This window comes from Mesorhizobium sp. WSM4806 (assembly GCF_055811635.1).
In genome coordinates, this window is record NZ_JBVVQZ010000007.1 from 65,732 (window position 1) to 79,275 (window position 13,544).

Here is a 13,544-nt window from a genome sequence, read left to right on the forward strand (position 1 = left end):
AAAACCTTCACCTGAGGGGCCGTTCCAGTGGCATTGCCGGTGGGCCACTAGTTGCCGGTATGCCGATAAATCGTGTAGTATCGACGTTTTCCGGAGACGGCATGCCGGCGCCCGAAACCCTTCACAAGTGCGGACCGTCCGCAATCAGCGCGGAACTGTCAGAAAGTAGCGACAGCAGCAGATCGCTCACCTGTCCCAACAAACGACGCGCGGTCAGACGGGCGGCACGCCAAACGTGTTGTCAGTGCTGGGCGGAACGCCGCAGAGCGGCGTTCCGTGGCTTCGTTCACAAGTCTAGTTCTTGACCACGTCTTCCAGAAAGAACCGGCCCAGCGGATTCTGGTAGAAGTTCTCGATGTTAATACGCGAGACGTTGATGAACGGGCTGTAGTACAGATCGATCCAGTTGACGTCCTCTTTGGCCATCTTCTGCAGATCGGTGTACATTTGCTCGCGCTTGGCCGGATCCATCTCGATGCGCGCCGCCGCGACCAGCTCCTTGACCTTCTCGTTGTTGTAGCGGGTCATGTAATTCATGTTCGCGTCGTGGCCGAGAACGAAGGTGGTCTTCTGGTCTGGGTCGAGGATGTCGTTGGTCCAGTAGTTGACACCGACGTCATAGTCGCCGGCCACCAGCATGTCCCATTCCTGGCTCGGGTCGACCTTCTGGATTTGGACGGTGACTCCGGCTTTGGCGAGCTGCTGCTGCAGCAGCACGGCCGTCTGCTCGACGATCTCGTCGCCGGCCCGCACGACGTAGTTGAGCGTCAGGTCCGAGGCCCCGGCGTCGGCCAGCATCTGCTTGGCCTTTTCCGGATCGTAGGGCCGCTTCAGATTGTCGGCGTAGTAATAGAGTGCGCCCTTCGGGACGTAGGAGTTTGCGACCTCGCCGTAGCCGAACGTCACCGTGTCGACCACAGCCTGCTCGTCGATGGCCATGTCGAGGGCCTGCCGCACCTCCTTCTTCGCCAGCGCGCCATGCTCGTGGTTAATCAGCAGGTGATCCTCGCGGGTCGACGGGTCGAGATGGACGGTGAGGTTGGAATCCTTCTGCAGTTCGGCGACGCGTGAGAACGGCACAAAGATCGCGGTGTCGAGCTGGCCGGCCTGCACGTTCAGCATGCGGGTGTTATCGTCCGGCACGGAGATCCACTCGACGCCGTCGAGGCTGACACGATCGGCCTCCCAGAAATGCGGGTTTTTCGCCAGGATGACACGGTCGCCGCGCCTCCATTCCGTGATGGTGAAGGCGCCAGAGCCGATGGGTGTTTCGGCATATTTCTCCGGACCGAGCGCCTCAAAACCCTTCTTGGAAAGAACCGAGGCGATCGGGAAGGCCAGCGTCGCCAGGAACGGCGCGGTCGCTTGCTTGAGTTTGATCGTGACGGTCTTTGGATCGGTTGCCTCGACCGTATCCATCACCTTGAAAGGATCCGCCCACAGCGAGCCCTCGTCATCCCTGATGCGGGTGAGGCTGAACACCACGTCGTCGGCCGTCAGGTCGGAGCCGTCCGAGAACTTCGCGTCGCGCAGCTCGAGCGTATAGGTGAGGCCGTCCGGGCTGACCTCCCAACTCTCGGCGAGACCGGGCTCCAGCTTGGTGCCCGTCTTGTCGACGCGGATCAGCACGTCATAGACGTTGGCGAACACCCACAGGTCGATGTTCTGGGCGGTCTTGATCGGATCGAAGGTGGTCGAGTCTTCGCGCCGGCCAATCGTGAGTACGCCGGCGGCTTCTGCGAGCGTCGCCCCCAGGGACAGGCTGGTCATAACGGTGACCAAGCCGATGCGCATCCATTTGCTTCTTAACATCGGTATTCCCCTTCTGGTTTGCCTTTGGTTTCAGTTTGCGACCCCGTCGGCCTGCGGGGTCGCCATGTTCGAGGGAGCAAGCAGCGGCTTGTCCGGATCGATATGCGGAACGGCGGCAATCAGCGCGGCGGTGTAGGCATGCTTCGGCCGGGAGAACACTTCCTCCGACCGACCTTCCTCGACGATCACGCCGCGGTGCATCACCACAACACGCTGGCAGAGATTGCGAACGATTGCGAGATCGTGAGCGATAAATATCAGCGTGAGCGACATACGTTCCACCAGTTCGCGGAACAACTCCACGATCTGCGCCTGGATGGTGACGTCGAGGGCGGCCACGCACTCGTCCGCAATGATAAGTTTCGGGTCGACGGCGAGCGCGCGAGCTATCCCGGCTCGCTGGCATTGGCCGCCGCTCATCGAGCGCGGCTTGCGGTCGAGGAACGCGCGCCCCAATCCGACCAGGTCTAGCAGTTCGCCGCAGCGTGCCGGAATTTGCGCGGTCTCGATCTTGCCCTGTACCCGCAGGACCTCGGCCAGCATCTTGCCAACGGTAAGATGAGGATTGAGGGCGTTGTAGGGGTCCTGGAAAACCATGGCGGTTTGACGTCGCAGCATGCCGAGGACTGCGCGATCCGATGCGATGTCCATACCATCGAACCGAATCGTGCCTGACGAGACCGGCGTAAGTCCAAGGACGGCGCGCGCCAGAGTGCTCTTGCCGCTTCCGGATTCGCCGACAATTCCGACCGTTTCGCCCGGCATGACACGGAGTGTGACCCCATTGACGGCATCAACCGCGCCTCGCCGGAACAGGCCGCCCGTGGCGAAGCGCACGTGCAGCTTCTCGATGTCGACCACCGGCACCGCTCCGGGTGCCCGGAGCTTCTCAGCCTTTGCCGGCATGTCCTCCTCCGGCAGCGAGGGATGACTGGCGATCAGCGAACGGGTGTAGGCATGCGCCGGCGCCGCAAGCAGACCGCGCTTCTCTCCAATCTCCACCAGTCGACCTTGCCACATCACCGCGATGCGGTCGCAGACTTGGGCGACGATGCCGAGATCGTGGGTGACCAGGATCACCGAGAGTCCACGCCTGGCGCGGATGTCCATCAGAAGCCGCAGGATCTGCGCCTGTATCGTCACGTCGAGTGCCGTCGTCGGCTCGTCGGCGATCAGGATCCTGGGATTGCTCGATAGCGCCGCGCCGATCATGGCGCGCTGGCGCATGCCGCCGGAGAATTCGTGCGGGTAGCTATCGTATTGCCGAGCCGGATCCGGAAACCCGACCTGGGCGAGGATATCCACCGCCGCGGCGCGCGCCGCCTTGGCGTCCAGCCGCTGGTGAAAGCGGATGCCCTCGGTGATCTGGTCGCCGATCCTCATGACCGGGTCGAGATGGCTGCTCGGATTCTGAAAGATCATGCCGATTTCACCGCCGCGCACCGCGAGCATCTCGGCTTCCGGCGCGGTCGTCAGCTCACGCCCGGAAAGTGTGATCGAGCCACCGCTGATCCTGAGCCGGCTCGATGGCAGCAGCCTAACGAGTGAGCGGCAGAGCAGGCTCTTGCCCGACCCGCTCTCGCCGACCAGCCCGAGCACTTCTCCCGGGGCGAGATCGAGCGACACGGCATCAAGCAGGATACGCTCCCCGCCGTCACCGTCATGGACAACCGTCAGGTCGGTGACCTTGAGCAGCGCCGCGATCACTCGTGAACCCCGAACAAATCGGCCAGCCCGTCGCCGATCATGCTGAAGGCGAAGGCGAGCGTCACGATCGCAAGCCCCGGGAACAGTGTAATCCACCACGCGGTGGTGACGAAGGCTTGGCCTTCCGCCACCATCACGCCCCACTCCGCGACTGGCGGCTGCACGCCCAGCCCGAGATAGCTAATGGCCGCGCCATTCAGCAGGACGAGGACCGCGTCGGACATCGCGAAGACGACCGAGCCGGCAGCGGCATTGGGCAGGAGGTGACGGAACATGATGCGCATGCGGCTGAAGCCGAGGCTGACCGCCGCAACCGCGTAGTCGTGGTTCTTGAGCACGAGCATCTGGGCGCGGATGAGCCGCGCGTAGGAAACCCAGCCGACGAGGGCTATGGCGATGTAAAAACTGGCCAGGCCAGGCCCCAGGATCGCAATGATCGACAGCATCAATACCAGGAACGGGAAGGCCAAGATGACGTCGACCAGCCGCATGAAGATGGCGTCGACTATCCCGCCGAAGAAGCCGGCTACCGTACCCAGCGTGGTGCCGATGAGAAAGGGGAAGATAACGCCGATGACGGCGATCTTGAGGTCGATGCGCGTACCCCAGATGACGCGCGAGAGGATGTCGCGGCCGAAATTGTCGGTCCCGAACGGGTGCAGCCAGGACGGCCCCTGGAGCCGTGCTGTCGCGTCCTGGGCGATCGGATCGTAGGGCGCGATCAGCAGCGCGCCGAGCGCGAGGAAGACGAACGCCCCAAGCAGGAAGACGCCGGCCGCCAGCGTACCGCGGCGGCGAAAGCGGCCCTTCCTGCCGAGCGCGGGCGCGGCCAAGGGCTCGCTCACAGCTTCACCCTCGGATCGAGAGCCACCGTGACGATGTCAGCCAGGAAGTTGATCAGCACGGTGGCGCAGGCGAAGACCATCGCCACGCCCTGCACGACCATGTAGTCGCGCGAGAAGATGGCGCGCACCAGCAGCTGGCCCATGCCGGGCAGCGCGAATACGGTCTCCACCACGACGGTGCCGCCTATCAGCCAACCTATGTTTACGGCGAGAAGGTTGACGGTCGGCACCAACGAATTTGGCAGCACGTGGCGCCAGAACACGATGCTCTCCGGCATGCCGCGCGCGCGCGCGGCAGTCGCCACGTCGGACTTCAAGCCTTCGACCATCGCCGCACGCAAGCTGCGCGCCAGAACGGTCGACAGCGACAGCGAGACAGTGAGGCTCGGCAGCACGAGATGTGCAAGCTTTTCAGAAAGCGTGTTGCCGTAACCGGACACCGGGAGAATGGCGAGTTCGACGCTGAACAGGATGATCAGCATCAGGCCGAGCCAGAAGGGCGGGAAGCCGATGCCGAAGGTGGAAACGATGCGGATAACTTGGTCGGCCAGCCTGCCCTGATTGCGCGCCGCGATCGCCGCCACCGGCACGGCGATCAATACCGACAGCACAACGCTGCAAAGCACCAGCGTCAGAGTGGGCTCGATGCGCGTGGCGATCAGCTTCAGCACATCGATCTTGTAGAGGATCGAGCGCCCCATCTCGCCGTCCGCGAGGTTGCGCAGGAAGTAGAAATACTGGGCGAGCATGGGCTCATCGAGGCCGTACTGCGCGCGGATGCGGGCGATCGCTTCGGGGGTGGCGCGGACGCCGAGCAGAACGCGAGCGGGGTCGCCGGGGATCAGCCGGACAAGGATGAACGTGATCACGCTGATGCCGAACAGCACCGGCAGGAACTGAAGCGGACGGTATAGAACGAACTTATAGCGGTGCATGGCCCTGAGGTGTTTCCCCGTCCGCTCCCTTTCCCCTGCATTCGGCCTGCATCAGCCTGCCTTGTTGCGCGAGAGGAACCCTAAAAGGATCGGATAGTATGCAGCTGGGTTCTCGTAGAAGGGCATGTGACTCGCATTCGGGATGATGTGCAACTCCAACTGCGGCAGGCCAAGCTTCATGCGCAGACCACAGGCTGGTGTCAGTTCGTCGTGCTCGCCATGCGTGATCAGCACCGGCACCTTGATCCTGGGCAGGTCGGGCACCCGGTTCCAGTCCTTGAGATTGCCGATGTAGAGAAACTCGTTCGGACCTTGCATGGTCGCGTAGGGTCCCATGTTCCAGTCGTCGAGCGAGCGGCGCACCGGCGCCGGCCATTCGGGCAGGCGGCAGACATGGCGGTAGTTGAGGATCGTCACCGCCGCCATGTATTCCGGATGATCGTAGGTTCCCTGCGCCTCGTGCTTCTGCATCATCGATACGGTCTCGGGTCCCAGCGAGGCGCGCAGGCGTTCCAGTTCCAGAACAAGATGCGGCATGTCGGCGACGGTATCCTCGAGGATCAACGTCTGCAGGTTCTCCTGGTAGGCAAGCGCATAGTCGATCGCCAGCCAGCCGCCCCAGGAATGACCCAGCATGTGGACATTGCCGAGTCCCAGCGTCTTGCGAACCGTCTCGGTCTCCTCGACGTAGCGCGCGATAGTCCACAACGAGGTGTCCGTCGGCCGGTCGGAGGCGCCGGTGCCAAGCTGGTCGAACGCCACGACCCTGTATCCCTGGTCTACCAGGCAGGAGTGCGATTCGCGAAGGTAGTCGCAGGCCAGGCCAGGCCCGCCGTTGAGGCAGAACACCGTCTCGGTGCTGGAGCCGAAGCTGTAGGCGACGACCTTAAAGCCGTCGACATTTACCTCGATGCGATCGTCCGCCGCCATCTCACGCCACATGATACGCTCCGAATGCACAGCTTTTAGGCATGCTCATACTTTAAGCGAAACGTTGGGAGTGCGTCAGCTATAAGAAGTGATAGGGTGGGTCCGGGAGGATGTCGGCGGAAGAGCTCATGCTGGACGAAATCACAACGATCAGGCAGCGTTTCACTCGCCATGGCACCTTGGACGAATGCATCGACGAGGCGTTCGCCGCCCTGTCCGGCCTAGGCTACGACGCGCTGGTCTACGACTACACGCCCATCCCGTACGATCTCGACGGCGCTATCATGATCCCGTCGATGCTCAAGCTGCGTAACATCGATGATGACATGCGCGACTATTGGTGCGATCGAGGTTACTTCCGCATCGATCCGGTGCAGATCGTGGCGGCGCGCAGCTCCACCCCCTTCGCCTGGAGCTACGACAAGGAGATCGACACCGAGATAGGAGCGCTCCTCGACGAGACTACGGAACCCGTTGCGCGCTATCTGCGCGAGCGCGACCTCACTAGCGGCGTCACGATCCCTATCCACATGCCGCGCGGCGGCTATGCCACGGTTACCGGCATCCGCCTCGGCGCGGACGAGATGGTAGATCGGGATGCGGGAACCATCGCGCGCTTTAGCTTGCTGGCGCATGTCTTCCACGATATGGCCTACGCCCTCTACGACCGATCGGCTCTCAGTCCGCTCCTGCCGTCCTTGACTGAGCGCGAGCGCGAGTGTCTCCGCCATTCGGCACATGGCCTCTCTGCCAAGGAGATCTCGCGCGTCATCGGGCGCTCGATTCCTACGGTCGTCATGCACCTCACCGCCGCCGCCAGGAAGCTGGGCGCCAGGAACCGCACGCAGGCCGTCGTTCGCGCCGCGCATTTCCGCCTGCTCGACAACTGACGAAAAGACCCTATCACTTTTCATAGCTGCCCCCCTCTGACAGGCTCGCCCTATGATGCTCGCCGCAACGAGGAGAGCGCCGTGGCCGCCACGACGAGGCTACACCCGAGGTGGTTCGACCCTATGTGGAACGCGTTTCGGACATTCGAGCCACATGCCGCATGTCGAGGAGCGGGACCTCTGCATGCGCACTGTCTCGGACTTCCTCAAGACGCAGGACTGAGCTGTAACTGGCAGGCACCAAGCCCGCTTGTGTTGGTTCATTCGATCTGTAATTGGGGTCTGCATCTGATCCTTGTTGAATATGACACGCGAGAAAGCCCGCTGGGTTTCACCCCAGCAGGCCCGGTGGTTATTCCTAATAGTGCGGGTATCGCTTTCTGCGGACGGACCGCTCGGCAAGTTTGCAGCCGGTTCTTCCACCTATGAGGGAGAAGCCAACTAAAGCCCCGCAGATAGCCCAAAAGATATCTTTGGAAGAAGTGCGGGAGTTTTGACCGGCGAGGAAACCGCTTTGTTCTTGTTGAGAAGCGGCTGTATCGTGAAATCAGCACCCATGACAATCCGCAACTGGTCAGCGGCGTCGGGAGGCTAAGACACGGAGCCGTGCCATGTCATCGGACAACCATCTCCGGCCGAATCCGAAGCGGAGGCCTAAGGCGGCTTCCTCGGTTCCAGCTAAGGCGGCAGCGCCGGACGCGCGGGAGCCCGGGCCGGACGCCCGCAAGACGGTCACCATCCTCTTCGCCGACATCGTTGATTCCTCGCGGCTTAGCCTCTCCCTCGATCCAGAAGCGCTCCGGAACTTGCTCTCCCGGTACTTCGGCGAGTTGAGCGCCGTCGTTCAACGGCACGGCGGAATCGTGGACAACTATATGGGGGACGCGATCATGGCTGTGTTCGGCATGCCGTTCGTCCACGAAGACGACGCGCTGCGCGCGGTGCGGGCAGCGGTGGAGATGCGCGATACACTTGCCATCCTTAACCACGAGCTCGAAGCCGGTTGGGGCGTCCGCCTTATGAACCGAATCGGCATCAACACCGGCGAGGTGATCGCCAGCGACCAAACGCAGGGATACTTGTCAGTCGCCGGAGAGGCCGTCATTGTCGCGAAGCGCCTTGAGGAGGCAGCGACGGCGAGTGAGATCCTGATAGGGGAGCCGACGCACAAGCTCGTGCGCGATGCGGTCGTCGTCGAGCCCAGCGGGCCGCGCGCACTCAAGCGCGGCGCGACCATCCGCGCCCTCGTCGTGTTAGATGTCCACGCCCACGCCCCTGGCGTTGCGCGCCGCTTCGACTCGCCTTTCGTCGGGCGCGAACGCCAACGAGCCTTGCTTGAGACCGTCTTCCGCAACGCGGTCGGCGATAGGACCTGCCACCTGGTCACCATTCTCGCCGACGCGGGTGTGGGAAAGTCGCGGCTCGTACGGGAGTTCACGAGCGGCCTTGCCGAGGATGTCACAGTCTTGCACGGCCGCTGTCTGCCCTATGGCGAGGGCATCACCTATTGGCCGCTGGCCGAGATCGTCCGGGAGCTTACCCGCGCGGAGGGAGCCGACTCCGGCAAGCAACTCGCATCGGTGATCGAGGCGCGGCTCGCAGGCGACGAGAAGGCCCGGCTGATTGCCGAGCGTGTGACCGGGGCGCTCGGGCTTGGCGGCGCGGGACAAGGGACGACCGAGGAGACCGCCTGGGCCGTCCGGAGGCTGTTTGAGGCGCTCGCGCGAGCGGGGCCGCTCGTCGTTGTGGTGGACGACGTCCATTGGGCCGAGTCGACATTCCTCGACTTAGTCGAGCACGTCGCCGACTTCTCACGCGATTTCCCGATCCTGCTCATCTGCATCGCGCGGCCGGAGCTCTTCGACGCGCGTCCTGGCTGGGGGGCCGGCAAACGCAACGCGACGTCGATCGTCCTGGAGCGGCTCAGCGACGCGGAATGCCGCGAGCTGATCTCCAACCTTCTTGGCCCCGCGCCGCTGCCGCCCGCTGCCGAGTCGAGGATCGCGAGCGCGGCCGAGGGCAATGCGCTCTTCGCTGAGGAACTCGTGGCGATGCTCGTCGACGACGCGTTGCTCAGGCAGGCGCCCGACAGCTGGGTCGCCGCGTCGGACCTCGTTGCGCTGCCCGTCCCCTCGACTATCAACGCGCTTCTCGCTGCCCGTCTCGAGGGCCTCCCGTCCGTCGAGCGCGCCATCCTGACGGCCGCATCGGTCGAGGGCTCAGTATTCCATCGGAGCGCCGTCAGCGAGCTCGCCGGCCCGGTGCTCGACACATTCGAGGACGGTTTGCTCGCGCTCGTCCGCCGGGACCTGATCCGCCCGGAGGCGCCGTTGTTCGCCGGCGAGAAGGCCTATCGCTTCCGTCACGTCCTGATCCGCGACGCCGCGTATCGCTCCCTGCCGAAGAATGCGCGCGCCGACCTGCACGAGCGCTTCGCCGCCTGGCTCGAGCTAGCGGCCGCGGACCGGCTACGCGAGTTTGAGGAGATTGTCGGCTATCACCTCGAACAGGCCTTTCAGTACCGTGTCGCGCTCGGTCCGCGCGACGTGCGCGCGGCCTCGCTTGCCGCCCGGGCGTGCGAACGGCTCGAGGCAGCCGGGCGGCGGGCGCTTGTCCGCAGCGACCTGCCGGCGGCGATCAGCCTGCTTGAGAGGGTTTCCCGGCTGCTTCCCACCGATGACACACGGCGGATCGTGCTGCTCGCCGACTTGAGCGGCGCGCTGATCGAAAGCGGCCGGCTGGACGACGCCGGGCGCGCGCTGGACGAGGCGGAGCGCTTGGCCGCTGCCGCTGACGACCAGCGCTTGGCAGCGCATGTGCTCGTTCAGCGGCAGTTCCTCCGGATCTTCCACGGCGAAGAGGGCGGGCTGGAGGAGTCGGCACGCGCGGTAGCTGCGGTGATCCCGGTCTTCGAGCGCGTCGGGGACGACCTCGGCCTGTGCCGCGCACGGCGGCTTGAGGCCTGGCTATCCTTCACCGCGGCTCGCGGCGAGGCCGCCATTGCAGCTTGGGAGCAAGCTGCTGCTCACGCGCGACGTGCGGGGGATTGGCATGAGTACTACGAAATCCTCACGTGGATCGCTTCCTCCTTGTGGTTCGGGCCCACCCCGGCAGCCGAGGGCATCCGCCGTTGCGAGGCGATGCGCGTGCAGGTGGGCGAAAGCCCCGAGTCCGAGGCAGCGATCCTCCGTCAGCTCGCGTGCCTCAACGCGATTGTCGGCCGCTTCGCGATTGCCCGCGAGCTGATCGCGACGAGCAACGCCACCTACGCCGACCTCGGCCTTACGCTCTACGTGGCGTCCTCAGAGCACGAGGCCGTCATCGAGCTGCTCGCCGGGAACCCCGCTGCGGCCGAGAGGAGCGCGCGCGCGGCGTATCGCGCGCTTGAGGAGATGGGCGAGCGCGCGTTCCGTTCGACGATGGCCGCGTCCCTCGCCGTGGTGATCCTCGAACAGGGACGCGACGAAGAGGCCGAGGACTTTGCTAAACTCAGCGCCCAGCTGGCTGCGAGCGGAGACCTCGTGACGCAGGTCCGTTGGCGCCGCGTGCGCGCACGCGTGCATGCGCGGCGGGCAGAGCTCCGGGCGGCGGAGGCGCTCGCGCGCGAAGCAGTGACGATCGCCGAAGCGACCGACTTCGTCAACGACCGGGCGGATGCACTGGTCGACCTGTCGCACGTGCTCGAGGCCGCCCGCCGAGGCGACGAGGCGGTCGCCGCTGTGTCCGGAGCGCTGCATCTCTACGAGCTGAAGGGAAACGTGGTCGCCGCGGCCGCGACCCAGCTCCGCCTAGGCAAACTCGTCAAAATGTGACACCGTCGGGAGGCGGCAAGGGGTATCGCCCGCACCTGCTTGTGAACCGCTCTGGATCGGAGGTGATGTGATGCCACCCGAACTTCGATACGATCGACGAGTATAAATATGTCTCACCGCTGGCCTAGAGCTAGACCCGGGCGAGACAGACCTGAGGCTCGACACCTGGGTCCTCCAGCCGGGTGCCGCCTGCATGGGCCTTTCTGCTTAATCCCAACTTGTTGAAGGCCCCCTTTCCCATTGGGTGAGGGTGCTACTTCCTGAAATCATTTTCGAAGAGGCCAAGCATGGTCACGAAAAAGACAGCCCCAGCGAAACAGACACCTGAGCGACTCGGTGCGACGAAGCCTACGAAGCGAAAAGCTGAGACAGCGAACCCAGCCGCAAGCTCCGAAATTGCCGAGCCAGTCCGCGAATTTCTCAAGAAGACATCGATTCCCAAAGGTTTCGTTAACCCAAAGCCGATCGTGCTGTCGGAGTTGCGGAAGCGCGTGACCGAAACGAATCTGAGGCCCACCGTTTCGCTGGAGCAACTGTTGGCCAGCGCGAATCGCATCAAGCCGGCGGACCTTCCCGTGGAGAAGTTACCGGAAGACGTCAAAGATTCTATCGTCGCACTGAAGCCGGGGATTCGACGTTTTCACGGCGTTAAAATTCCGCTCTACTGGTTCCCGTTTCCCTGGCTGAGTTCTGCCTGTGCAGATCGCTTCGGGTACATGTCGTCCGCGGCCACCCGTGCGGCAACGAAATTGCCATTCAATGTCGCGACGCAAGCACTCCTCGGCCAACTCGGTAACATGATGGGAGACCCCGGCCGTGATCCTAATCCTGCTTCTCACAATCCCGCCGATGCGGGCGTGTCTTCGATACCAGCAGGCTTCACTTATTTTGGTCAGTTTGTGGACCATGACATCACGTTCGACGTCTCGTCGACTCTCGACGCCGCTACGGATGCGAATACAATCAGTAACATGCGCAGCCCGGCGCTCGATCTGGAGTCCGTTTACGGCCGCGGGCCTGGCTTAGATCCGTTTCTCTACGTTTTTCCCACATCTGGTCCAGTTACCGCAATCAAGCTGCACAGGGGCTCGAACACTCCTATTGGCCCGGGCGGCCCCAGCAACAACGGTGACAAATCGGGCATGGTCCAGCAGACGAACTGGGATGTGCCCCGCATGCAGGGTACGAACACTGCTGCGATCGGTGATCCGCGCAACGACGAAAATCTGATCATCGTACAGTTGCAGCACGCTATGCTGCGTTTCCATAACGCCGTCGTTGATCTTCTGGTGGCAGTCGCGTTTGCGGGCGACATCTTCGCAGAGGCCAAACGAATCGTGGCCCATCACTACCAATGGGCCGTGGTGCACGATTTTTTGACAAGAATCTGCGGAGTGGCTGCCGTGAACAACGCGATGGCGAGCGTACCTGCTCCCATCGGCAGCTCGTTCCGAATGCCCGTCGAGTTCGCCGTGGCAGCGTACCGGTTCGGCCACAGTATGATCCGCGATACGTATTGGGTGAATTTCAACTTCAAGGAAGCCACACTTGGACAGGTCTTTGAGTTCAATCGCGATCCACGGCTGCCGGTCTTTTCCACCTGGGTCGTTGACTTCAACGCGTTCTTTGACACCGGAGTGCCAGTACCGGTTCACAACAAGGCCCGGAAAATCGATAGCTTCATCGCTAACGGATTGGAATCGTTGCCCGGATTCACTGGAATGATGGCGATTCTGGCAACGCGAAACCTCCGGCGCGCTCTATCGCTCGGTCTGCCGAGTGGACAGGGCATGGCCAACTCATTCGGCATTGCGCCGATGACCGCGGCGCAGCTGACATCTGGGGTGCCGGCGGCCGAAATGGCTGTGCTGAATTCCAGCGGCGGTTTACTGCTGAACAAGACGCCATTGTGGTATTACGTCCTTCGCGAGGCTGCGGTCCTTGCCGGCGGAAATCAGTTGGGTCCGGTCGGCGGCAGGATCGTGGCGGAGACGTTTGTCAGGATTTTGAAGCGAGATGCGTCATCCTATCTGAACGTCGCCGGTGGGTTCACACCTATCCTTCCTTCGTCCACGCCTGGAAACTTCACGGTGGCCGATCTGGTGGCGTTCGCCGGGGTAACGCAACCATAGAAATCGCGTTGCGAACGCCGATGACGGACCTTCAGCTGTGCTGACTTCAACTGCGATCTGGTCCAGATCCAGTTCACCGGTCCCCCTGGCAAGCCGCTCATGCAGTATCGTCGCAACTTGACGGTCCCGCGAATTTTTCCGCTCGCCTCTGTTCGATGAATAGCCGCTTTTTGACCCGTGTTGGTCATTCCGAACCAACACCGACTGCCTTGAGCCGCCGGACCTTTACTTTTTTTTAAAAACGTCCTCTATAGCTTCCTTAGTAGATTTCCCCTCGTTAACTTTCTGCTCAACTTCCGCGAGCCGTTTTTGGGCCCTGCCGATCGCAGCCTCAATCCCCGTCTTCATGTTCTCAAGGACCTGGACCTGATTTTGGAAACTCTTCATATAAACGTCGTCGATAGGCATTTCATTCCTCCATCTATGCCGCGCTCGATAGTTAGCGGCCGTTATGCAAGCCAGACTATCTCATACCACCATT

General features: G+C 62.8%; 9 protein-coding genes and 2 pseudogenes. 4 read left to right on the forward strand and 7 right to left on the reverse strand.

Annotated features, from left to right (window positions below; translation table 11 throughout):
• Positions 1–294: 294 nt before the first annotated feature.
• The 5 genes from AC0L2M_RS12835 to AC0L2M_RS12855 are packed head-to-tail and all read right to left on the reverse strand — an operon-like array spanning position 295 to position 6,241.
• Positions 295–1,794, reverse strand: a complete 1,500-nt coding sequence (locus AC0L2M_RS12835) for an ABC transporter substrate-binding protein (RefSeq protein ID WP_473535135.1) — start codon at positions 1,792–1,794, stop codon at positions 295–297.
• A 48-nt stretch (positions 1,795–1,842) separates the two neighbouring features.
• On the reverse strand, positions 1,843–3,519 hold the full coding sequence (locus AC0L2M_RS12840) for a dipeptide ABC transporter ATP-binding protein (RefSeq protein WP_473535052.1): 1,677 nt from the start codon (positions 3,517–3,519) through the stop codon (positions 1,843–1,845).
• Positions 3,516–4,364: an ABC transporter permease gene (locus AC0L2M_RS12845; RefSeq protein ID WP_473535053.1), complete on the reverse strand. Its 849-nt coding sequence runs from the start codon at positions 4,362–4,364 to the stop codon at positions 3,516–3,518. The genes AC0L2M_RS12840 and AC0L2M_RS12845 overlap by 4 nt, the downstream gene beginning before the upstream one ends.
• The gene (locus tag AC0L2M_RS12850; RefSeq protein ID WP_473535054.1) at positions 4,361–5,299 is read right to left on the reverse strand and encodes an ABC transporter permease; all 939 of its coding nucleotides are present in this window, start codon (positions 5,297–5,299) and stop codon (positions 4,361–4,363) included. Before AC0L2M_RS12850 ends, AC0L2M_RS12845 begins: the two co-directional genes overlap by 4 nt.
• Before the next feature lie 51 nt (positions 5,300–5,350).
• Positions 5,351–6,241: a proline iminopeptidase-family hydrolase gene (locus tag AC0L2M_RS12855; RefSeq protein ID WP_473535055.1), complete on the reverse strand. Its 891-nt coding sequence runs from the start codon at positions 6,239–6,241 to the stop codon at positions 5,351–5,353.
• Between the two features lie 116 nt (positions 6,242–6,357).
• Between AC0L2M_RS12855 and AC0L2M_RS12860 the strand changes: the two genes are divergently transcribed.
• Complete coding sequence (locus AC0L2M_RS12860) at positions 6,358–7,119, forward strand: LuxR family transcriptional regulator (protein WP_287280774.1); 762 nt, start codon at positions 6,358–6,360, stop codon at positions 7,117–7,119.
• Between the two features lie 83 nt (positions 7,120–7,202).
• Positions 7,203–7,342, forward strand: a pseudogene (locus AC0L2M_RS12865) (proline iminopeptidase-family hydrolase); the annotation flags it as partial.
• 287 nt (positions 7,343–7,629) lie between these two features.
• Here the strand turns inward: AC0L2M_RS12865 and AC0L2M_RS12870 are convergent.
• Positions 7,630–7,710, reverse strand: a pseudogene (locus AC0L2M_RS12870) (DUF2726 domain-containing protein); the annotation flags it as partial.
• 20 nt (positions 7,711–7,730) lie between these two features.
• Here AC0L2M_RS12870 and AC0L2M_RS12875 point away from each other — a divergent pair.
• The gene (locus tag AC0L2M_RS12875) at positions 7,731–10,931 is read left to right on the forward strand and encodes an ATP-binding protein (RefSeq protein ID WP_473535056.1); all 3,201 of its coding nucleotides are present in this window, start codon (positions 7,731–7,733) and stop codon (positions 10,929–10,931) included.
• Between the two features lie 287 nt (positions 10,932–11,218).
• Positions 11,219–13,063, forward strand: coding sequence for a peroxidase family protein (locus tag AC0L2M_RS12880; RefSeq protein ID WP_473535057.1), 1,845 nt, complete (start codon positions 11,219–11,221; stop codon positions 13,061–13,063).
• A gap of 225 nt (positions 13,064–13,288) precedes the next feature.
• Here AC0L2M_RS12880 and AC0L2M_RS12885 read toward each other — a convergent pair whose 3' ends face one another.
• Positions 13,289–13,471, reverse strand: a complete 183-nt coding sequence (locus AC0L2M_RS12885; protein WP_287208949.1) for a hypothetical protein — start codon at positions 13,469–13,471, stop codon at positions 13,289–13,291.
• Positions 13,472–13,544: the final 73 nt, after the last annotated feature.